Raw genomic sequence first — 22,596 nt, 5'->3', positions numbered from 1 at the left:
CTATTTATTCCTTACCCCATGTAACAGTAATATCATCCGTATCCCCACGGATCAAACCTTCCCACAGTCCATTTCCTGCTGTTCCGGCATAAATATAACCTGGGGCCGAAGAAGAGCTGCCCTGAAACATTTTCATGGTCTGTACCGGAATTCTTGAAAGCGCGGTCCCGCCGAAATTAATATGGTGGATAGTGCTGCTGCTTCTGGGAGAAATAATAGCACCGTCCTCAAACATCACAAATCCACTTCCCTGTGTCCCGAGAAATACAATTTCCTGGTCTTCATAGAGGATTGCGGCTATCGACAGTATGTTCTTATGTGTATCGACATTAGTAAGCTCAACTTTTTCTCCCTCAGAAGAAGCTGTAGTTTCTGCATGGTACAGCTCCCGGTTTGACACAACATACAGCGTATCTCCAAGTACGGCCATATCCATGTACTGAATAATTACCTCGTCGTCCTTTGGTACGGTCTTGTCCGGATCAAGAGGGGACACTGTGAGATTCAATCCGCTGTCGTCAATTTCATAGAGGGTTTCTCGGCTGAGCACAAACGAAGAGCTAATTGCAGCAATCTCAGCAAGATTTCCGAATTCATTATTCAACTCAACAGCGGTGCTGTCCCAGTCATCTCCATCTTTAATAAGCCTGTACAAACCATAGGTGTTATCCTGAACACTGGTTCTTACGGAAACATAAAGAGCGCCATCTCCACTAAAAAGTCCGGAAATTTCATGCGTAATATCTGCAGCAACGGCGCTGCCAAGATCCAGATCGCCACTCTTATGCTTTTCTACTTCTTCAATTTCTACAATATACAGACCACGCCCGGAATCACTACTGAAGAGAAAAGCGGCATAGCTCTGACCCTCTACTGTAAAAACTTCCGCATCCAGTACGTAGGAATACTCAGCCGGGAATGGAATCTGAACCCATTGAGCATTTGTTTCTGCCTTTCTGTGAAGCAGCTGACGGCCGGTGACAGCTATCAGGTGATTTTGATCATGCACAGCAACATTGAAAATAGTTGCCTGTCCCGGCATACCACGATTCTGGTCTACTTTCTGGGTTTCTTCAATCGTGGCGAAAATTCCTGCTGGACCCTGATTGCAGGCAGCAAACAATCCAGATAGGAAAATAATCATAATAAGTAATAAATATTTGCCTGTTTTTTTAATCATACTACATCCTTGCAATTGGCTAAAAACCGAGATTCTAAAAATGATACAGCGCTGTCAGACTGAGCTCTATCTGGTTTGCTGTACGTGAATGTTCTGCTGGCGGTCCATTTTCACCGAGATATATCTCTGGCACAATCCAGTAGTTAGCAGTCAGACCAAAAGCCCAGCCGCTATCAGTGGCATACAGAGCAGAAATTCCGGGTTTCAGCATAGGGCCCGCGTAGAGAATATCCTGAAAACGTGTAAACTGTATTCCGCCGTCAAGCAGAAGAGGGAAGAAGAATGGGTATGCTCTCAGAAAATAAAAGCTGTTTGCAGATGTTATATTCACCTGATACAAAGGCTCATTGTTCACGTTGTTGGCGATAGAACCGCTCAGACCAACGCCGGTAGAAAAGCTGTTATTGACATATGCATTCCACCGTAAGGCTCCGCTTCCACCGAATTTCATATTGCTGTCACTCATACCTTCCGGTCCATAGAAGAAGAGTGGTTTGAAAAGCCCGAGGCGGATGCTGAACTGCTGATCCCCTAAATCCTGATCGAACAGATCAGCCTGACTGATTTCCTGTCCGAATGAGACTGCAGTCAAGGCGAAAAATATAACAAGACATTGTGAATAAAAGAATACTCTGTGACGATTCATGATGCTCCTCTGTAAAATCCTTGAAAAAAATAGTAGCATTTCTGTGATTTGTATGCAATCAAGCTCATGCGAGTTGTCCATGAGACCTTGTTTATGCTACAAACAATTCATGATACTAACAAGTGAATGAAAGTGAGGTTTCATGGCAGCACATATAATTGATGGAAAAGGTATCGCTGCGGCGATCCGTCTGGAAATTACTGAACGAACTGCTCAACTTCCGGAAAATAAACGGCCTGGTCTGGCGGTCATCCTTGTCGGGAGTGACCCTGCCAGCATTTCATATGTAAGTGCAAAAGAAAAAGCACTCGAAGCAGCCGGCATGCGATCGGAAGATGTCCGTTTGCCGGAATCCTGCTCTCAGAAAGAACTGCTTGCTGTTATTCATGAAATGAACCAGCGTAAAGATATACACGGCATACTTGTCCAGCTTCCCCTGCCGAAACACATCGATTCGCAGGCAGTAATTCATTCGATCCATCCATTCAAGGATGTTGATGCATTTCACCCTGAAAATCTCGGGCTGCTGCTTATGGGTACACCTCGTTTTCTTCCTTGCACACCGCATGGAATAATCCGGCTTCTCGAAAAAATTGAATGTCCAGTTGCAGGCAGTCGCGCTGTTATTGTCGGAAGATCCAACATTGTAGGCAAACCTCTGGCCAATATGCTTCTTCAAAGGGATTGCAATGCAACAGTTACAGTCTGTCATACCGGCACCAGGAATCTTGCAGAGCATACCAGTAAGGCCGATATACTGATTGCTGCAGCTGGTACTCCCGGCCTGATCAGCCCGGATATGGTAAAGCCAGGTGCTGTTATCATTGATGTAGGGGTGAACAGGATTCCAGACGAAAGCAGAAAAAAAGGCTTCCGGCTGTCCGGAGACGTCGATTTTGAGGAACTGAGTAAAACAGCATCCTGGATTACTCCGGTACCTGGTGGTGTGGGACCTATGACTATCACAATGCTGCTTGAGAACACTCTTCGATCAGCGATCGCAGCATCCATGAGCCAGGATCCTGTACATGTCAGATAGTTCACAGGATTTCATGAACACCCCCGATATTCAGAGCGAAACTGACAGTCGCGGAATTGTAATTCAGCAAGTAGGTATAAGCCAGCTGCGCTATCCTCTCGTCTGGATGGAAGATCAGCAGATGCATTCTGAGGGCGTGTTCAAGTTCACAGCATCACTGCCTGCAGACCAGCGTGGTACTCACATGAGTAGATTCGTTGAACTCCTCCATGCGCAGCATACATCTCTGAGCATGCAGACATGGATGAATTTCCCGGACATGATAATGGAAGCACTGCAGACCGACTCAGCCTCTGCAGAAATGCAGTTTTCTCTCTTCAGAGAGATAGCAGCTCCAGTAACCGGTAAGATAGCTCTACAGGCCGCTGAGGTCCTTCTCAGAAGTAAGAAAGAGTTGTCCGGAAACAGTAGTTTTTCAAGCATGTTTATTCAGCTTGATATACCTATAGCAACGGTATGCCCCTGTTCCAGAGAAATAAGCGCCAGAGGCGCACATAATCAGAGAGGAATGGTCAGAATATCCGGATACCTACGTGAGAATCTCATTAATAATCTACAGCTCAAAAAACTGATCAGCACTTTTGAAGCCTGTTCGTCGGTACAGTTGCACCCCCTGTTGAAAAGATCTGACGAGAAGTATGTAACCGAGAAGGGTTATGATCAGGCAAAATTCGTTGAGGATGTTGCCCGGGATCTCGTACTTGCAGCACGGAATACTGAGGTCTTCGAGAGTTTTGCAGTCGAAGTCGAGAATGAGGAAAGTATACATACACATAATGCATTTGCACGAATAAATGAGGAGAAAAAATCATGAACCGCGTAGAATTAATCGACAGGCATACAAGCATTCGATCTGTACTGATAAGCGTCAGCGATAAGAACGGCTTGCCTGAACTTGTCAGCGGCCTGGCCTCTGCATGTCCGGGAATCAGGATTTATTCCACCGGTGGTAGCTATGCAGCCATCGAATCCATCATTAAAGAAAAAAACCTGCAGTCAGAATGTACACTCATATCCATTTCGGATTATACCGGGCAACCGGAAATGCAGGGTGGACTGGTAAAAACTCTGGATTTCAAGATATATCTCGGGCTTCTCTCTGAAACCTATAATGAACACCACAAAAGCGATATTGAACGAACCGGAGCCGAGATATTCGATCTCACAGTAGTTAATCTGTACCCATTCAAAGAGACCATTGCTTCAAAAGAAGCAAGCCTGGAAGATGCACGGGCTAATATAGATATTGGCGGACCAACCATGATTCGAGCCTCTGCCAAGAATTTCCTGAGAGTCACAACCCTCTGTTCACCGACATTTTATCCTGAACTGATCAATGAACTGAAAGAATACACTGGCCAGGTCAGTCTGAATTTTCGTTACAGAATGGCTGTAGAAGCCTTCAGTCATATAGCCGAATATGACATAGCAATCGCTCATTATCTGAAACAGACCAAACCGGGTGATAATCTATATAGCTATCCGAAAGGAGAATAACAGTATGCTCAAGGACATGTACAAACAGTTTGCCGCAGATCCGTTCCCATCCAGAATGGAAATTGCTTTTATTGATGATAACGGTAAGAGAACCGCACTGGAATATCAGAAGGTATCTTTCACTATTGGCGAGGAAAACCTTGGGCTGCGCTATGGCGAAAACCCTGATCAACCGGCATCAATGTACAAGCTGATCAATGGGAACATTAAACTTGGTGAACTGGAAACAATCCAGCCTGGTCTACAGCTTTCCAGCAATCCTGAACTTCTCCAGTCCGGCAAACACCCAAGCAAGATAAATATTACCGATGTGGATAGTGCGCTTCAAATTCTCAAGTATCTCTCATCCGACCCTGCCTGTGTCATCGTCAAACACAACAATCCCAGTGGAGCAGCCATTGGCAGCAGCCTTGAAGAAGCCTTCATCAAAGCCCTTCTCGCAGACCGGACTGCTGCATTCGGAGGGGCCGTAGCCCTTAACCGTCCACTGGATAAAACAACAGCAGAAGCAATTATGGACGGTTATGTTGAAGTTGTCGCCGCTCCGGAATTTGATGATGGCGTACTTGACATCCTTTCCAGAAGGAAAAACCTCAGAGTACTGAGAATTCGCGAAATGGAGCGTCTTGAAAGACTTATAACCCAGCCGACAATAGAGCTGCGTTCTCTCATTGATGGTGGCATGATTGTACAGACAAGTTTTGAATCCGCCATAAAGGACATTACTGATTTTCTGCCAGCTGAAACTACATACAAGAATAAAGAGTATAAAGTGCAGCGCCAGCCAACTCAGCAGGAGCTGAAAGATATGTTGTTCGGATGGCTCATAGAAACAGGAGTAACCAGCAATTCAGTTATATATGTTAAAAATGGAGCTACTGTCGGTATAGGAACAGGAGAGCAGGACCGGGTTGGTGTAGCAGAAATTGCAAGGGACAAAGCATACAAGAAACTTGCTGACCGCTATGCCCATGAACAGTACCGGAAGAGCATTTTCGAACTGACAGAAACCGAGGCGGCCGGGATAAATCAACAGGTCGAAAAAGAGAAGGGCGGTCTTGAGGGCAGTATCATGGTATCCGATGCCTTTTTTCCTTTCAGGGACGGTGCCGAAGTAGGTCTTTCTCAGGGAGTTAGTGCAATCGTGCAACCTGGAGGCAGTCTCCGCGACTACGAGGTTATTGAAGCCGTGAATGAATACGGTGCAGCAATGGTCTTTACCGGACAAAGAAGCTTCCGGCATTGACTATGGCTGGTAGAACTGCCGGTTTCACGCTACACTGATTCAGAAGGCTTAAGTTTTATAAGGAGATGGTGTGAGTAACATAGTACCAAGAGACAAAATGGTGAAAACTGCAGGAAAGGCAGTTGGAGGAATTGCCGGCGGCATAACACTCCTTGCTCTGAACTCAGTAACGGGCTTTGTTCCCGCTCTGATTATCGGAGGAATTTTTACTGTCGGAGGAGCGAGTATTGCAGCCAGTTCTCCAGAGGACAGGAATGCAGGTTTGATCGGAATTGCAGTCGGAGCGGCTACTATAGCCAGCAGTCTGCCACTGATCGGAGGACTGGCATCTACCTTGCTGTCACTAAGCGGTATTGGACTTCTGGGAACAGGAGTATATTGCGCATACAAGTTCTGGCAGGGACTCAATTCACGTCGTTAATACTTTCGTCTGTTGCAATAGAAGGAGGAGCAGATGCCCTGGAGATTGATAAGTTTCATTCTAGTTCTCGTACTGATTATGTTCTTCATTGGATTCAATCTGGAAAACAGATCCGATATATCGGTCGTATTTCATACCTTTGAGGATATACCGATTTTTTTCAGTATGTTTGCATCATTCCTGATTGGTGTAGTATTAATGTTGCCGTTTGCACTTGGCAAGAAAAAAATGGCCAGGATAAAAACCGGAAACAGCACTTCTCGAATCCCTTTTATAGGTAACAGAACCGAGAGTAAAAAAGAAAAAAAGAAATCTTCGGATTCCGAACATATTCAGGACGATAAATCGCACTCAAATGCATAAGCGCTCTTTCCTCCTGTTATTACTGTCGTTTCTCTGTCTGAACCTGTCACTGCCTGCAGATGACTTGATTTCAGCAGATCCGCACGAAGTTCTTGATTTGATTGCCTCGACTCAGCATATAAGCGAGCACCTCGAATCGATCAGAGCTTATGCAGAAAATCTATCAGCCGGTGAAACCCGTGACAGTATTTTCAGAAACACAGGATTAAGATTATACATGTCAGGCGATCTTGAGACTGCAGTATCTTTCCTGCGTAAGGCAGATACTGATTCAAGACTGTTAGCAGCTCATGCCGCCCTGTTAATAGGCAACAGCAACCTGAGCAGCTCCATACTTCAGGAGATTATCCGCAATGTAGATACTCCGGCTGTACGGCAGCAAGCCATTACCATTCTGGGATTATCCAGGATTGCCGATGGCAATGAGCTGTCCGCCGTCAGTATTTTTGAGCCCTATCGGATGCAGCCTGAACAGATCCTCGTACCTGAACTGCTGTATGTACTTATACGCTATGAACTGACCCTCGATCAGGAACGCCGAAAGGATCCCGGTGAATACTATCGGATCCTGCAGAGTAGATTTCCTGATCACCCCGTTACGAGTTTATCCCGTAATTTCCTGCGTGATGGAAGTGGAAGCGGTCAACGGATAGTTAACATGCCATCGCCGGAAATATTTCTCTTCTCATCTGTCCCGCAGATTCCCGAAGCTCCCTCAGAAGATATGGTAGTAGAAACAGAAACTGCTGATATTGCAGATGGTCCATCAGGTATTCAGATCGGTTCCTTCGGACTCAAGGAAAACGCCGAACACATGGCCAGAGAAATGGAAGAGAAAGGATTTCCGGTTCTTATTGATGAACAGCAGCGAAGTGACCGCCTGTATTATTCCGTGATAGTGCCTCTGTCTTCCGGATATCACCAGATCCTGCGTGACAGTTTCGGCAGTACCGATCCGGAAAGGATATATCTTGAAATACGGTCCGCCGGCTATGACGGATTCCGTATATACTGACATCTGGTCTGCTTATTCGATCCGCTCGATAATCTGCTCCAGCCTCAATCCTTCTGTCCCTATAATCTGTACACCATGACTGAAAATCCTGGCTGGCTGCATTATCAGCCTCCTGATGACCCTGTCGTTACTGGTCTGGGTTTCGATTTCAACTGAGTAAAGCAGGCGATCCTGTAAAATTCCGAAATTACTCGTAGCCTGAAGCTCAATCAGTATATGGTCATCGAAAGCATAAGAACTGTATCCACCTTGCAGCTTTCTGTCCTCAAGCTGAAGAGTAAACGAAGACCGGTCAAAGAACAGTTCTACATCATTTTCACCCAGGAATAATCCCTGCAATTCAGATGCAGCAAGTAAGGCCGCAGCTTTGCTCCTTCCGAATAGCGAAGACTGAAGGTTTCCGGAAATCCGGCGATAGTCTCCGTTCCAGTCATCGTTATTCTGCAGCTGCACCCTGATAGTATCCATACCGATTACAGCCACAGATCCAAAAGTAGAAATACTGGGCATAATCTGGTTTCTCAGATCAATTCGGATGTTGCGGTAAATTGTCCGGGTAGATGTATCCCATGTAAAAACCTGCTGAAACTCGTCATTAAAAAAAATCATTTCCCTTTCCTCAGGGAAAAAAGATATGAAAACAACATCGGGATCCTCTATGTTTCCACCCCGTGATCGATACCAGGGGCCACTCAGAAACTGTTCGAATGCATGAGAATCACCGGCATACAGCTGCTGCAGCTGAGATTCCTCAATCTCGATTCCGGGAATTCTTCGGCGTGATGACAGATTGAACTCGGCTGCACCTGTGTCCCAATGATACGATTCCTGAACAAGATCCATAATATTTGTACTGCTCTGATCCTGCCGCTGAATGGAAATGCTGTAAGTTGATCTGAGGTCATCACCTGACTCAAGAACATCGATAGTACCATCTACTGCAATATTAAATACATTTCTGAACTGTAATCCCGGTCCAGTTATATTCTGGTCAGCAGTAAAAACATCCAGGGTTTGACGTCCCTGATTGTCAATGCCGTATACTAAAATTTCCGAGAATCCATTTCCGTTGGTATCGAGTGTATCAATTTTAACAGAACGGTTTTGTGTTCCCTGTGTAACTGCATGCCAGCTTGTCACATAGGCACCCCGGATAAAATCATAATCAAGTAGAAGAATATGGATTCTATCCGATTCATCGCCCTGGATTTTATACGCAATGATCTGTTCATCCATCTCGTCCTGATTCAGATTATAATCCTTGACGGCAACAACAAGATGATCACGCGGTAATGGTATTGCTGTTGTGAGAGCGGCAATTTCTGACTGTGAAGCAGATGACTCGGAATCTTCTTCTGACATAAGAACCGAAGCTGCTGCCGAAGGTGAAATTCTTGAATGCAGTACCTGCTGCTCAACAGAATTCCGGTAGTTGTTCTGACTGTTTCCATTCTCAGTATTCAGGGCTACCGAACAAGCGGCTGCGGATATCAAAATAAAGGCTGCTGTTACGTACAATCGCATGAGCACATTATATCCGAGCACTCTTGATACGGCTACACCACTTGTTCGTAGATATACGGTAATTCTGTATTCAGGCTTTGACTTTTTTATAAGCTTCTGGCATTATTCGGTATGCTGGAACGAAATATTTTTGCGAATCTCTCGCCCCTTGATCATCGTTATTACCTGAGTAACAAACAGGTTTTTGAGAAACTCTCCGATCATCTAAGCGAAAACGGATCTGTAGGCTACCTGGTGCAGGTAGAAGCTGCCTTGCTGGAAACTGTTCTTGAGGAACTTGGGCTCTGGAATACAGAACATGCTGAGGCAATCAGCAAACTCAAGGAAAAAGTCACTCCCGATGCCGTTGCTGCTGAAGAGGAAAAGACTCAACACAATATCCGTGCCCTGGTGCATGTCATAAAATCACATCTCCCGGATGAGATTGCCCAATATGTACATGTCGGAGCAACTTCCGTTGATATTCTTGATACCGCCAACGCCCTTAAAATAAGGGGAGCTGTACAAAAAGTTATACTACCTGAGTTGATTTCTCTTGAAGAACAGCTTGTACGCCTTGCAGAAACCTACGCCGATACCGTCCAGGTAGGCCGTACACATGGCCAGTTTGCTGTTCCGGTAACATTCGGCTTTGCAATTGCTGAGTATGCAGCACGTCTTGGTAAATCCATAACTGAAATAGAGAAACGCTCTCAGGCGCTATGTGGAAAAATCGCAGGTGCTGTCGGTGCATACAATGCTATCAGCATGGTATCCTCCGATCCTCAGGAATTTGAAAGAAGAGTACTCGGCCGGCTTGATATCGATGCCAGTGAGCACTCGACCCAGATGGTTGAACCCGAGTACCTCGCACGGCTGGTTCTTGAGATTAATCTTGCTTTCGGCGTTATCGCTAATCTTGCAGACGATCTTAGAAATCTCCAGCGGTCTGAAATCGATGAAGTCCGTGAACATTTCGGACAATCTCAAGTCGGTTCCTCAACCATGCCCCAGAAGCGAAATCCCTGGAACAGCGAGCATGTTAAAAGTCTCTGGAAGGCATTTGCACCCCGAATCATGACTGTTTTTATGGATCAGATTTCCGAACATCAGCGAGACCTGAGCAATTCAGCCTCCGGCAGATTCATTGTTGATTTTCTCGCCGGGTTTACTGCTGCAGTGTGCAGAATGACAAAAGTTGTTTCTGGTATTGCTGTCAACCAGGCCGGTATAGAGAAAAATCTCGAAGCAGCCGGTGATAGTCTCCTTGCTGAACCGGCATATATCCTGCTGGCACTCGGTGGAGTTAACCACGCCCATGAGGTGATCCGTCAGGCGACGCTAAGGAAACAGGAATCAGGAGAATCACTGCATAAGATTCTGCAGGAAGACAAAGACGCATGGAGAATTATCAGTGATCGGCTGGAAAAGCTTGGAATCAATTCGGATACATTCTTCAGTGATCCATCGGCTTATACAGGGAGGGCTGCCGAAAAAGCACGTGAAATAGCCTCAAAATACTCGATGGTATGCAGCACAATGCGATCCCGTCTCGAATGCTGATACAGATTCAGCTGGTAAATTATTAAGGAGTTTATATGGACATTACGACTATTCCGGAATCACTGAGCTATGACGATGTACTTCTCTTGCCGTCATACAGCGATTTCCTGCCGCACGAAGCTGATGTATCAACAGAAATCTTACCGGGAATCAACCTGAAGGTACCCATAATATCTGCTGCTATGGATACCGTAACCGAGGATCGACTGGCAATTGCTCTTGCACTACAGGGTGGGGTCGGGGTAATTCACCGGAACCTCAACCCGAGAGATCAGGCTCAGCATGTAGCCAATGTTAAACGTTACCTTAATTACATAATCGAAACACCACTGAGTGTTGATCCTGAGCAAACCATAGCTGATGTATGGGAAATCATGCAGGACAACCGGATCTCCGGTCTGCCGGTGGTCAGCAGCGGAAAACTGGTCGGTATAATTACTTCCCGCGATCTTCGCTTCTGCAAGGATTACAAACTCCGGGTCAAGGATGTTATGACACCGGATCCCGTGGTTGAAGTAGGAACTCCGGCGATTGAAAGTGCACGGGACAAGTTTAATTCACACAAAATCGAGAAACTCCCTGTAGTCGATGAAAATGGAAAACTCACCGGACTTATAACCGTAAAGGATATGGAAAAACACGATAAGTATCCCAATGCTGCTACTGATGAATCAGGAAGGCTGCTGGTCGGTGCGGCAATCAGCCCTGTCGATCTGGATCGGCGTATGCCGCTTCTGCAGCAGGCACGGGTTGATTTCGTAGTTCTGGATACAGCCCACGGTGAGTCAAAAAATGTAGTTGAAGCAATCAAGAAAATGAAAAAAGACTATGATATCCCGGTTATCGGTGGGAATGTAGCTACCGAAGAAGGGGCAGAGCGTTTGATACAGGCCGGAGCAGATGCCATTAAAATCGGTGTCGGGCCCGGATCCATCTGCACAACCAGAATCGTTGCCGGAATCGGTGCAGCACAGTTTTCAGCCGTTGCGGCTGCATGTAAGGCCGCCAGAAAACACAATGTACCGGTAATCGCAGATGGGGGAATCAAGTTCAGCGGAGATATAGTAAAAGCAATTGGAGCAGGTGCAGCTGCTGTAATGGTTGGCAATCTATTCGCTGGTATGAAAGAAAGTCCGGGGAAAGAAATTATCTACGAAGGAAGGATTTTCAAGGCATACCGTGGAATGGGCTCTATCAGTGCAATCAGGAAAGGATCGGGTGACCGTTACCAGATGAACGAAGGTGATGAACCAGTACCAGAAGGTGTAGAAGGACGCGTTCCCTATAAAGGTGAACTGGCGCCTTATGTTCACCAACTGGTAACAGGACTGAAAAAAGGCATGGGATATACCGGCTGCCGTACACTTGAAGAATTGCGGAATTATGGAAAGTTCGTTAGAATCACTGCGGCAGGTCTCAGGGAGAGTCACGCACACGATGTGTCTATAACCCAGGAACCGCCAAACTACTCTCGTTAAGGACAGTCACTGTGAATTTAGTTGTAATTGGAACCCAGTGGGGAGATGAGGGAAAAGGAAAGATTGTCGATTTCCTTTCGGAGCAGGCAGCTGCGATCACCCGGTACTCAGGTGGAGCTAATGCCGGACACACAATCGTGCGAGGTGAAACCACCTATAAACTGCATCTGATTCCATCGGGTGTAATCTACCCGCATACCCAGGTAATTCTTGGAACCGGAATGGTTATAGACCTTGAATCCCTGAAAAATGAGCTGACCACACTTTCCGAGCAGGGTGTAGACTGGGAAGGGCGCATTTTCATATCAGACCGCGCCCACATTGTACTTCCTTCATACAAAGCACTGGATATAGAACTCGACAAGAACCGTACCCGACCGATAGGCACAACAGGCAGGGGAATCGGAGTTACCTATTCCAAGAAAGCCAACCGGGATGGCTTCCGGATCGCAGACCTCCTGAGCCCCAGTGCAGACAGCTGGATGCAGGAGCTCGCCCCGGCTGATCGAGAATACCTCGTTACAATGCGGGACTTTATTGCACCGATGGTTGTCGATCTTACCGAGTTTAACGAGAGCCTCAAAGGAAAAAGAATTCTACTTGAGGGAGCACAGGGCACACTGCTTGATCTGGACACAGGAACATACCCCTTCGTCTCATCAGGCATCAGCAGCGCCGCTGGTGCAGCTGTAGGGAGCGGTTTCGGTCCTCGTGCGATCGATGCGGTACTGGGAGTCTGTAAAGCTTATTCAACCAGAGTAGGAAACGGACCCTTTCCATCTCAGTTTGACAGTAACACTGAAGGTGAACTGGAAACTCATGTACGGGAAACCGGCCGGGAATACGGCGTTACCACAGGACGTGTCCGCCGCTGCGGATACCTTGACCTGGTTGCATTAAGGTACGCCTGCCGGGTAAATTCCATGGATCAGCTTGTACTGACGCATCTCGATGTCTACGATGCACTGGACAATCTGAAAGTCTGTGTTGCCTATGAAATCGACGGTAAACGGGTCGAGCATTTTCCTGCAGATGTAAGCCTCCTGGAACGAGCGAGGCCGATTAACGTTGATTTACCGGGCTGGAAAAGCGATGTCGGCAAGGCACGCAGCTATGATGAACTCCCCGAAAATGCCAAGGCTTACATTGCCTATATCGAAAATGCTGTCGAAACACCAGTCACGATTGTTTCGGTCGGATACGAGCAGCAGCAGACAATTGTACGCAGGGATCCATGGATAAAATACTAATTCTTGATTTTGGAAGTCAGACAACACAGTTGATAGGCCGTAGAATTCGCGAATTCGGTGTTTACTCGGAAATATTCCCCGGCAGCAGCCCGATTGATGATGAAATGCTGCAGGGAGTGAAGGGTATCATACTCAGCGGCTCACCGCATTCAGTTAACGAAGAAGGTTCTCCTGTACCCGATCCAGCCGTATTCAGACTGGCAGAGCAGGGAGTACCGGTACTTGGAATCTGCTACGGACTGCAGAGAATGACGCATTTTCATAATGGCAAGGTCCAGGCCTCCGATCATAGAGAGTTCGGACGCTCTAGAATCAGATTTGTTAATGAACATACGCTTTTTGACGGTATTCCGGAGAACTTCACCAGCTGGATGAGCCACGGAGACTCTATTATAAAAACGGGTGAGGGTTTCCAGGTTGTAGCAGAGAGTGAGAACGGCATTCCTGCCTGCCTGGCCTGTCCGGAAAAAAATATGGTTGGGATCCAGTTTCATCCTGAAGTTTCGCACTGTGAGCACGGAATCGATATACTGAGAAACTTTGCGATCGGAATCTGCAAGGCAGCCACTGACTGGTCGCTTGACCGCATACTCGAGGATATAAGCGAGGACATACGCAACAGAACTGCCGGAAGACCTGTGCTGCTTCTCATTTCGGGAGGAGTGGATTCCACTGTAGTCGCCGGACTGCTCCTGCGAGCTCTTGATCCGGATCTTGTTCACCTCATGTACATCGATACCGGACTCATGCGTCTGAATGAAACAGATGAGGTAATAAAAACCCTTGAGAACCTTGGTGCAAGCCATATAAATGTTATTGATGCCCGGGATCGTTTCCTGGGTCCACTCGAAGGAATCAGCGACCCGGAAGAAAAACGGCGCATTATCGGCGATGCCTTCATTCAGGTACAGCAACAGGAACTTGAGGAGAGAAAAATCCCGGCTGATGCATTCCTCGCGCAGGGCACCTTGTACACCGATCTTATCGAATCAGGAAAAGGTGTCGGCAAGCATGCTGCAGTAATCAAGAGCCATCACAATGTAGGCTCACCGCTTGTCGTTGCCAAACGTGAGGCAGGACTGATAATTGAACCTCTCGCGAGCCTCTACAAGGACGAAGTAAGGGCAATCGGCAGCAAAATCGGTATAGATCACGCGGTAGTTTCAAGACATCCTTTCCCGGGACCAGGCCTCGCAATTCGAATTCCAGGTGAAATCACCAGGGAAAAGATAGCAATCCTGCAGCAGGCAGATGACATCTATATCCGTGAACTGAAAGCACGTGGTCTCTACGATGAAATCTGGCAGGCATTCGCAGTTCTGCTTCCAGTCAGATCTGTCGGGGTAGCAGGCGACGCCCGCGAATATGGCTATGTATTGGCGCTGCGGGCAATTGTCAGCCGTGACGGAATGACAGCAGATGTTTACCACATGCCCTATGAGCATATTCTGGAAATATCCGCACGAATTACCAATCAGGTCAGACAGGTTGGCCGTGTTGTCTACGATGTATCCAGCAAGCCGCCAGCCACTATCGAATGGGAATGATCCTACAGCCGCTGTTCAGCAGAAACAGCGGCTTTTTTTTATACTGCAATTATCTCCGAGCTGAATCTGAAATCAATGCCGGGATTATCTGCAATTATCGACTGCAGCATCCAGTGTGATTCTGAAAGATAGACCGGCTGATCATCTTTGTCCCAGGCAATCTGATTCTCGCGGTACTGCATGAACTCATCGAGTTCCTTTTTACTGGCTGCCGATATCCAGCAAGCCTTGAAGTAGTTCAGGGGTTTAAGGCGGCAGCTGGCGCTGTATTCAGCATTCAAGCGGTGCTGGATTACCTCAAACTGCAGTTCACCGACCGTTCCGACAATAAGCCTGTTGCCGATTCTCTGTGTAAAAAGCTGGGCAACGCCTTCTTCGGTCAGCTGCTTGATTCCCTTTCTCAACTGCTTGTCTCTCATGGGGTCTGCATTAATCAGTTCCTTGAAAATAGACGGAGAAAAAACAGGAATACCGGTGAACACCAGTTTTTCTCCCTCAGTCAGGGTATCACCTATTTTCAGATCGCCTCGATCGTATAATCCTACAACATCGCCGGGGAAAGCCTCGTCAATAATTTCTTTCTTCTGTGCCATAAAGCTGTAGGGAGTAGAGAAGCGCATCTGCTTGCCACTCCTGGTATGCATAAAGGATTTTGCACGCTCGAAGCGGCCTGAACATACCCGGAGGAACGCAATCCGGTCACGGTGACGGGGGTCAAGGTTGGCATGTATCTTGAAAATAAAACCGGAAAATTTGTCCTCATCCGGATGTACTATCCTTACATTGGAAGGACGGGACAATGGCGGAGGCGAAATCTCTACAAAGGTTTCCAGCAACTCGCGGACACCGAAGTTGTTGAGTGCACTTCCGAAGAATACCGGGGCAGTGTGGCCGGAACGGTAATCCTCCAGGGAAAAATCATCATATACGCCTTCTATCAGCGAAACATCTTCACGCAGCTGTTCAGCATCCATTCCGCCTACAGCATCATCAAGTTCCGATCCGTCGAGGTCTGATATAAGCTTTCGCTCATTTTCAACAACGGTCTTCCCCGGGTTGAAGAGATACAGATTCCGCTCAAAGAGGTTATAGACACCCTTGAATCTCTGCCCCATATTGATCGGCCAGGTTAGAGGCCGAACCTTTATCTGCAGCATCTCTTCCAGTTCATCCATGAGCTCAAAAGGAGGACGGCCATCCCGGTCAAGCTTGTTTACAAACACGATTACCGGCGTGTCGCGCATCCGGCAGACCTCCATCAAGCGCTTGGTCTGCTCCTCAACACCCTTGGCACTGTCTACCACCAGTATGACAGAGTCCACAGCCGTAAGGGTGCGATAGGTGTCCTCTGCGAAGTCTTTATGCCCGGGGGTGTCAAGAATATTTATGAGCTTCTCACTGTACTCGAATGTCATAACCGAGGTAGCAACGGATATGCCACGCTGTTTTTCGATCTCCAGAAAGTCGGAGGTAGCCGTACGATCAATTTTATTGGATTTCACAGCCCCTGCTTCCCGGATCCGCCCGCCAAAAAGCAGCAGTTTCTCGGTAAGGGTAGTTTTACCGGCATCCGGGTGACTGATTATTGCAAATGTTCTTCTTCGTTCAATTTCTTCCAGCATCGGGAATTAGTAGCACATTTCACCCATGAAAGTCAAACTGCAAAATGATATAGAAAAATCATTGAGGACAAGGTTTAACGTAAAAATTTATAGTTGAAAGTATGAACGGGTACGTATAGGATGAGCATTGGAAACTACGACGCAGGATTGGGAGGAAAAAAGGCACTATGAACGAACTAAATGTTGCAACCGTACAATTTGAGAATGCTAGTGGAGACAAGAAATACAATCTCGATAAAATAGAACATTTCTGTGAACAGGCTGTGTTAGCAGGCGCAAAAGTCGTGGCATTTCATGAGTGTTCAGTTACTGGGTATACATTTGCGCGCAAATTAACCAAGGATCAATTATTAGAAGTAGCAGAACCGATACCATCTGGCTTCAGTACGAAAAGAATAGATGGGATTGCCAAAAGACTTGACATATATATTCTCGCTGGAATGTTTGAAATTGGCTCGGATGGAAAAATCTATAAAGCCTATATGTGTGTAGGCCCGCGTGGTTTTATCGCAAATTATAGAAAGATTCACCCGTTTATTAACCCGCATATTACCCCGGGAAATGAATATGTGGTATTTGATATTGAAGGATGGAAGTGTGGGATCTTGATTTGTTATGACAATAATGTCATCGAAAACGTTCGAGCTACAACATTATTAGGTGCACAGATTATTTTTATGCCGCACGTAACAATGTGCACACCCTCAACCAGACCGGGGGCAGGTTTTGTGGATTCTCAACTCTGGAAAAACCGATATAAAGACCCGACAACCATAAGAGCAGAATTTGAAGGCCTGAAAGGCAGGGCTTGGCTTATGAAATGGCTGCCGGCTCGGGCATATGATAATGCGATATATGCTGTCTTTTCGAATCCAATTGGCATGGATGATGATCAGCTAAAAAATGGATGTTCAATGATTATTGATCCCTTCGGCGATATTATCGCAGAATGTGATCGATTAGATGAAGGATTCACGATTGCCACACTGACTCCGGAAAAACTGACCAAAGCAGGCGGATATCGGTATAAAGAAGCCAGGAAACCGGATCTCTATCGAGAGATTATAGGGCAGGAACACCGATCAAACCAGAAAATTGCATGGCTGCACACCGCTCACGACAACACAACCAGGGAACAGTCTTCTGATAATTTTTCTGGGGGACAACAAAAATAGGAGATATTCATGAACGTAGTTATTAAAAAAATCCAGGACAACATAGCACGCGTTATTATTGGCAAGACTAAAAGCATCGAGCTTCTTCTCACTGCATTAGCAGCTGGTGGGCATTGTCTTATAGATGATGTTCCCGGTACAGGTAAAACAAAGCTAGCAAATGCTCTATCAAAATCAATTGATGCCAATTTTCGAAGAATTCAATTTACACCGGATCTTCAGCCCGGTGATATTAGCGGTATCTATTTCTACAGCAGAAAAAGCGAGGATTTTATCTTCAGAGCAGGACCACTATTTGCAAACATAATCCTTGCAGATGAAATAAACAGAGCAGTTCCTCGAACCCAATCAATTTTATTGGAAGCTATGGAAGAACGTCAGGTAACGATAGAAGGAAACACAAAAAAGCTTGATGCACCATTTATGGTTATAGCAACGCAGAACCCACTGGAATTTCAAGGCACATTTCCTCTGCCAGAGGCGCAGCTCGATCGGTTCCTTTTAAAAATTTCCATGGATTATCCGGACATCAACGAAGAAGAGCTGATTATAAGACGTTATCAGAGCAATGATCCGCTCCCGGATTTACAGAAAGTCTGCAGTGCGGAGGATATTATAACATTGCAAAAGCAGGCTTCATCAATCTATGTTGCCGACGACATTATTACCTATATCGCACAGTTATCTAATGCCAGCCGAAGAAATGAAAACATTCAGACAGGACTCAGTCCTCGAGCATCTTTGGCCTTACTCAAGGCATCAATGGCGTACGCCTTGATAAAAGGGAGGGATTATGTCATTCCTGATGATGTTAAAAACCTGTTCCTACCTGTTGCATCACACAGAATTGTACCGGGAATGAAGGCTGAGCTGGAAAATTTGTCATGTCAGAATTTACTTAAGACTGTACTTGAGAGTGTAGAAGCACCTGTAGAGAGCGGCATCCATGCATAAAGAGCTGCCAAAACTACTTATAGTAATTGCGCTGCTCGTATTATTCATCACAGGAGCTCTCGGCAACGCCGACGCTATTCTGCTTTTCTTTTTTATTGTCGCGGGTATCTCCGTAGCCTGGCTTTGGAATAAAAACTCTTTTCGAAATCTAACGATACACAGAAAACTAAGTACACAGCAGGTTCAATGTGGCACCAAGCTGCAGTATATTATAGCAGTCACAAACCGAAAAATTTTACCGGTATTCTGGTTGGAAACAGAAGAAATGATTCCTGATGGAATCAACTTCGGATCAAAGCGGCACATCTTCTATGCCAGATCGCTGAACAACCAATCTTTTATTGATTTTTTCAGCATGGCGCCATTTCAAAAGGCAACTCGATACTATGAGATAACCGCCTCTAAACGTGGAGTCTTTGCATTTAATCGAAATCATCTGTCATACACCGATCCATTCAGCATGTTCAAAAATTCCCGGGAAAATCATCTGCAGGGCCTCAATCTGACGGTATTTCCAAAGATTCTCCCTCTTATCGATACGCATATTACAGCCAGTCGTTTGTTTGGAGACAAAAACAGTAGCGGCTGGATCAATCCGGATCCACTGAATAGAATCGGTACAAGGGAATATAGCTATGGGGATTCGATGAGAAATATCAACTGGAAAAGCACGGCAAAAACCGGTAATCTCCAATCATACGTATTAAACCCATCACATGATCCCGGTACATTTTTATTGTTACATCATACAATTGAGGGCCATACAGATAATACCGAAGCAGCAAACTGCTTTGAACTGCTAATGATAACAACGGCTTCACTCATCTTTGAACTGATCAACAGACAAAAAGCCACCATCACCATGACAGGTAATTTGACCAGCCTCGGAAAAAAAAAGGGGCAAGGTGAGTACAAGGATATTTTACGCAACTCTGGAAACATACAGTCTTTATTCACGGCTCTGGCGGGCTATAATGCTGTAACAAAAATCAACATGGAACAGATTCTTACTATCGAAGCGCCAAAAATTCCCACTAATTCAAAAGTTTACTTTATGAGCACTGCACCGGACATATCAAACACATTGCATACACAACTGCAGAAGCTTGCACAAAAATCTGATTTCAAGGTGATACGTATTCATTCAGATAATACCTATACTTCATTTGGTATTAATCCTGAGTTCAATATCGTTGAAAGGAGACCATGGCATGAAGTTTCCGAACTTTCTCTCGTATAGAAGTGCTTCACAATTCCCTCTGGAAAAAATTATTGCAGAAATGATACCAGCATTCTTTTTTATCTCTGCATCAAGTATCATACTGTACCGTCTCTACCAACTTGTTGCCTGGCTGATGGAAGAACTGCTGCACATCAATCCAGGAAGCGAGGCCCTCATATCTGGATATTTGTTGGTTTTTTTCCTGGTTGCCAGTGCGATTATATGTTTATCTATCACGAATCATGAACACAGCATACGGACGAATATATTACTGATTATATCGCAAAGTATACTTACGTATGTGATCGGCTTTGATGTAATCATAATTCTTTTCGTGCTTCCAGCTTTGGCCCTTGCACAAAAATTCAACACGTATCTTGACCCTGATGATGCGACATATGATATTATCAAGGCGATATTCATCATTATTCTTCTCACTCTCATAAATGGATCGGCTGGAATTATCATATCTACTACAGAAATTATTCTTATGTCAGTTCTGTTGCTTGGCTTACAGAGCAGCCTTCACAAAAAAAAACTCAAACACCTGTATCCCCATATTCCAACAAGCAGCCAGTTATCTCCATTATTGGTATTCATTGTTGTTATATTTATTTTTACCGGAATTATTACTTCATTGACATCAGCAGTATTTACCCCTGAAGATACGACTATTCTTCTGAATATGTATGAAATTTTGATTGAGGTTTTCTTTTTTTTACTATACCCCTTTATGAAGGTAATTTTATTTTTTTACGAAAAGGTATACAGATCCGCCCGAAGTGCCGATCCAGTCTTTTCAGAAATGTCCTCAATGCCTGAAACAGAAAATCAACAATTATTACTTGATGATTTAGATCCTTCTGTTCCAGATTTCCTTATTACTACCGTTATAGCGATCTTTTTTATAATCATTGTACGCAAGCTGATTATCTCATTGATTTCCAGCAACAAGCAGAAGCAGCATCGCCTGGATTATACCGAAGAACGAGAATTTATCGCTCCAGATCTTGATTTATTCCGATTAGCTGGAAGCAAACTCCGTAGTGTAATCTCAAACGCAAAAAAAACTGACCACACTAATACTATCAGTAATAAAATCAGAACAGTATACAGAAAAACGATTCTGAGATTACGTCCAGAGCAAGTTTTTCGGCTTCCAGATACAGCACGGGAGTATGCCAATGCATGTAATGATCTCTCTCGACGAAAACAACTCCATGAGTTGACATCAATTTATGAAAAAGCAAGATACGGCCTGGATGCAAATTCAGATGATCTCCATAATGCTGAAGACCTTCATAAGAATTTATGTTACAAGAAATCATGACGGAGCAGAATACTGAAATATCGGCCAAAATGCATAGGAATACTATGTTTGAAAGTACACGTTTGCTCTTCAGAGAGCTCAATGAGACGGATTTCAATTTTTTTTATGAACTTTTATCTGATATTAAGGTGATGAAATACGCCTATTCAGATAGATTCACTTGCCGGGAGGATGCATTAACCAATTTGCGGAAACGTTTACAGAGTCAAAATGATAAGGATCAAGGCACCCTGTTTGTAGCTATTCACCGGGAGTCTGGTAAAATGATCGCTATTGTAGACTACGACGTACATATCAAAAATTCTTATGGTGGAATTTTTGAAATAGGCTATTTTTTAAAACCGGAATATTGGGGAGTCGGATATGGGTTGGAGATGGCACACGCGCTTACAGACTTTTTATTTTCAACTTTTAATATTCATAAAGTCATCGCAAGCTGTAATGAAGCTAATCAATCTTCAGAAAGGATTATGCAGAAGCTTGGGATGACCAAGGAAGCTGTGTTCAGAAAAGTACGCTATAAAAACAATCAATGGGTAGATGAAATCAAATACGGATTACTTAAGGAAGAGTGGATAAGTGGATAAGTGGAAGAATATAAAGGAGGATTATAACTTCACAAGTTTTTACATAAAAAACTTATGAATTCGCTACTGATGCGAGGAGGAAATTGCACGTAATCTATCAACTTCCTCTATAGTAGCCTTTTATAGGGATAACGCACTACCGAAAAAAAATAAAATTCATACTTACAGGTGATTTTTCTATAGATATTTGAGAACTAAAATAATATGTATGAACATTATTCAAAGTGAAAATATGAAATCTACAGCAGAGAAATCCGTATCCAGACATGAATCAGAATATGTTGCCTATCTGTGTCATGAAATTCGGGGGGTGCTTTCAGGGATCATAGGATATACCGATTTATTGCGTGCTATGCCCATAGGGAGTATTGCAAATGAATACATCGAATATCTTTGGGAAGGTGAACAGATGCTGCTTGAGACTTTGAATATGGCAATAGATCACTCTGAATTCGAGATAGAGAGAATAAAGCTACTCAATGAATGCGTCTCAACGGAGCGATTTATATCTGAAGTAATCCACCTTGTTCGACCGCTTGCATATCGAAAAGCAATAGAACTGAAATCATCATTTTTATCGAAAATACCAGAATTTATTCTAACAGATCCGATACGCTTACGTCAGATAATTTTAAATCTAATTAATAATGCAATAAAATATACTGAAAGCGGAAGAGTTAAATTAAATATATCTTATGAAGAAATAAACATAAACTCCGGGAACCTTCATTTCACCATTTCAGATACCGGACCCGGGGTGCCGATGAGTGAAATGCCACGGCTAATGCAGGCATTTCAGAGAAACTCAAGCAATACCCAGGGTACTGGTCTTGGCTTATACATTGCAACCAGACTGATTGACATATTTGGTGGTGACATTTATGCCTGTTCTACTGAAATTTCGGACAATCAATCAAGTAACGATCATGGAACATGTTTTAGTTTTCATATACCAGTA

Annotated in this window: 21 protein-coding genes; 17 read left to right on the top strand and 4 right to left on the bottom strand. The window is 44.8% G+C overall.

Annotation, left to right across the window (positions count from 1 at the left end; genetic code table 11):
• Positions 1 to 4 precede the first annotated feature (4 nt).
• Positions 5 to 1,180 (bottom strand): hypothetical protein, encoded by a 1,176-nt coding sequence (locus ACYQ2L_RS12910; protein ID WP_460056406.1) that lies wholly within the window; start codon positions 1,178 to 1,180, stop codon positions 5 to 7.
• 34 nt (positions 1,181 to 1,214) lie between these two features.
• Positions 1,215 to 1,826: a TP0733 family outer membrane beta-barrel protein gene (locus ACYQ2L_RS12905; RefSeq protein WP_460056403.1), complete on the bottom strand. Its 612-nt coding sequence runs from the start codon at positions 1,824 to 1,826 to the stop codon at positions 1,215 to 1,217.
• A gap of 142 nt (positions 1,827 to 1,968) precedes the next feature.
• Between ACYQ2L_RS12905 and ACYQ2L_RS12900 the strand changes: the two genes are divergently transcribed.
• The 7 genes from ACYQ2L_RS12900 to ACYQ2L_RS12870 all read left to right on the top strand — a co-directional run bounded on the left by ACYQ2L_RS12900 (position 1,969) and on the right by ACYQ2L_RS12870 (position 7,407).
• Positions 1,969 to 2,865: a bifunctional 5,10-methylenetetrahydrofolate dehydrogenase/5,10-methenyltetrahydrofolate cyclohydrolase gene (locus ACYQ2L_RS12900; protein ID WP_460056401.1), complete on the top strand. Its 897-nt coding sequence runs from the start codon at positions 1,969 to 1,971 to the stop codon at positions 2,863 to 2,865.
• Positions 2,855 to 3,679 carry a GTP cyclohydrolase FolE2 gene (folE2, locus tag ACYQ2L_RS12895; protein WP_460056399.1) on the top strand — a complete coding sequence of 275 codons (825 nt, stop codon included), beginning with the start codon at positions 2,855 to 2,857 and terminating at the stop codon, positions 3,677 to 3,679. Before ACYQ2L_RS12900 ends, folE2 begins: the two co-directional genes overlap by 11 nt.
• A complete protein-coding gene (locus ACYQ2L_RS12890; protein ID WP_460056396.1) occupies positions 3,676 to 4,362 on the top strand; it encodes a hypothetical protein in 687 nt (228 codons plus the stop codon). Before folE2 ends, ACYQ2L_RS12890 begins: the two co-directional genes overlap by 4 nt.
• Before the next feature lie 16 nt (positions 4,363 to 4,378).
• Positions 4,379 to 5,608 (top strand): IMP cyclohydrolase, encoded by a 1,230-nt coding sequence (locus ACYQ2L_RS12885; RefSeq protein ID WP_460056393.1) that lies wholly within the window; start codon positions 4,379 to 4,381, stop codon positions 5,606 to 5,608.
• 70 nt (positions 5,609 to 5,678) lie between these two features.
• Positions 5,679 to 6,029 carry a hypothetical protein gene (locus ACYQ2L_RS12880; RefSeq protein ID WP_460056390.1) on the top strand — a complete coding sequence of 117 codons (351 nt, stop codon included), beginning with the start codon at positions 5,679 to 5,681 and terminating at the stop codon, positions 6,027 to 6,029.
• Positions 6,030 to 6,062: 33 nt separating this feature from the next.
• Positions 6,063 to 6,392: a hypothetical protein gene (locus ACYQ2L_RS12875; protein WP_460056387.1), complete on the top strand. Its 330-nt coding sequence runs from the start codon at positions 6,063 to 6,065 to the stop codon at positions 6,390 to 6,392.
• Entirely contained in the window at positions 6,385 to 7,407 is a 1,023-nt protein-coding gene (locus ACYQ2L_RS12870; RefSeq protein WP_460056384.1) for an SPOR domain-containing protein, read from the top strand. The genes ACYQ2L_RS12875 and ACYQ2L_RS12870 overlap by 8 nt, the downstream gene beginning before the upstream one ends.
• Positions 7,408 to 7,419: 12 nt before the next feature.
• Here the strand turns inward: ACYQ2L_RS12870 and ACYQ2L_RS12865 are convergent, their stop codons facing one another.
• The gene (locus ACYQ2L_RS12865) at positions 7,420 to 8,931 is read right to left on the bottom strand and encodes a pallilysin-related adhesin (protein WP_460056382.1); all 1,512 of its coding nucleotides are present in this window, start codon (positions 8,929 to 8,931) and stop codon (positions 7,420 to 7,422) included.
• A gap of 111 nt (positions 8,932 to 9,042) precedes the next feature.
• On the opposite strand from ACYQ2L_RS12865, the gene ACYQ2L_RS12860 reads away from it, so the two are divergent.
• From ACYQ2L_RS12860 to guaA, 4 genes are read left to right on the top strand one after another with little or no spacing between them, the layout of a single operon-like run.
• Complete coding sequence (locus ACYQ2L_RS12860; RefSeq protein ID WP_460056380.1) at positions 9,043 to 10,473, top strand: lyase family protein; 1,431 nt, start codon at positions 9,043 to 9,045, stop codon at positions 10,471 to 10,473.
• Positions 10,474 to 10,508: 35 nt separating this feature from the next.
• A complete protein-coding gene (gene guaB, locus ACYQ2L_RS12855) occupies positions 10,509 to 11,951 on the top strand; it encodes an IMP dehydrogenase (protein WP_460056377.1) in 1,443 nt (480 codons plus the stop codon).
• Positions 11,952 to 11,962: 11 nt separating this feature from the next.
• Positions 11,963 to 13,201 carry an adenylosuccinate synthase gene (gene purA / locus ACYQ2L_RS12850; protein ID WP_460056375.1) on the top strand — a complete coding sequence of 413 codons (1,239 nt, stop codon included), beginning with the start codon at positions 11,963 to 11,965 and terminating at the stop codon, positions 13,199 to 13,201.
• Positions 13,186 to 14,748 carry a glutamine-hydrolyzing GMP synthase gene (guaA, locus tag ACYQ2L_RS12845; RefSeq protein ID WP_460056373.1) on the top strand — a complete coding sequence of 521 codons (1,563 nt, stop codon included), beginning with the start codon at positions 13,186 to 13,188 and terminating at the stop codon, positions 14,746 to 14,748. The genes purA and guaA overlap by 16 nt, the downstream gene beginning before the upstream one ends.
• 38 nt (positions 14,749 to 14,786) lie before the next feature.
• Here the strand turns inward: guaA and ACYQ2L_RS12840 are convergent, their stop codons facing one another.
• Entirely contained in the window at positions 14,787 to 16,370 is a 1,584-nt protein-coding gene (locus tag ACYQ2L_RS12840) for a peptide chain release factor 3 (protein WP_460056370.1), read from the bottom strand.
• Positions 16,371 to 16,537: 167 nt separating this feature from the next.
• Between ACYQ2L_RS12840 and ACYQ2L_RS12835 the strand changes: the two genes are divergently transcribed.
• The 6 genes from ACYQ2L_RS12835 to ACYQ2L_RS12810 form a co-directional block, all read left to right on the top strand.
• A complete protein-coding gene (locus tag ACYQ2L_RS12835; RefSeq protein WP_460056367.1) occupies positions 16,538 to 17,545 on the top strand; it encodes a nitrilase family protein in 1,008 nt (335 codons plus the stop codon).
• Positions 17,546 to 17,554: 9 nt separating this feature from the next.
• A complete protein-coding gene (locus ACYQ2L_RS12830) occupies positions 17,555 to 18,499 on the top strand; it encodes an AAA family ATPase (RefSeq protein WP_460056365.1) in 945 nt (314 codons plus the stop codon).
• Positions 18,492 to 19,739 (top strand): DUF58 domain-containing protein, encoded by a 1,248-nt coding sequence (locus tag ACYQ2L_RS12825; protein WP_460056361.1) that lies wholly within the window; start codon positions 18,492 to 18,494, stop codon positions 19,737 to 19,739. Before ACYQ2L_RS12830 ends, ACYQ2L_RS12825 begins: the two co-directional genes overlap by 8 nt.
• A complete protein-coding gene (locus tag ACYQ2L_RS12820) occupies positions 19,711 to 21,051 on the top strand; it encodes a hypothetical protein (RefSeq protein WP_460056359.1) in 1,341 nt (446 codons plus the stop codon). Before ACYQ2L_RS12825 ends, ACYQ2L_RS12820 begins: the two co-directional genes overlap by 29 nt.
• Before the next feature lie 44 nt (positions 21,052 to 21,095).
• Entirely contained in the window at positions 21,096 to 21,638 is a 543-nt protein-coding gene (locus tag ACYQ2L_RS12815; RefSeq protein WP_460056357.1) for a GNAT family N-acetyltransferase, read from the top strand.
• 208 nt (positions 21,639 to 21,846) lie between these two features.
• Positions 21,847 to 22,596: sensor histidine kinase (locus tag ACYQ2L_RS12810; protein WP_460056355.1), on the top strand; the 750-nt coding region annotated here is incomplete at its 3' end.

The sequence above is a fragment of the Spirochaeta dissipatitropha genome (genome assembly GCF_054657935.1).
Note: the sequence above shows the minus strand (reverse complement) of the source record. Positions and strands in the feature narration are given on the sequence as shown.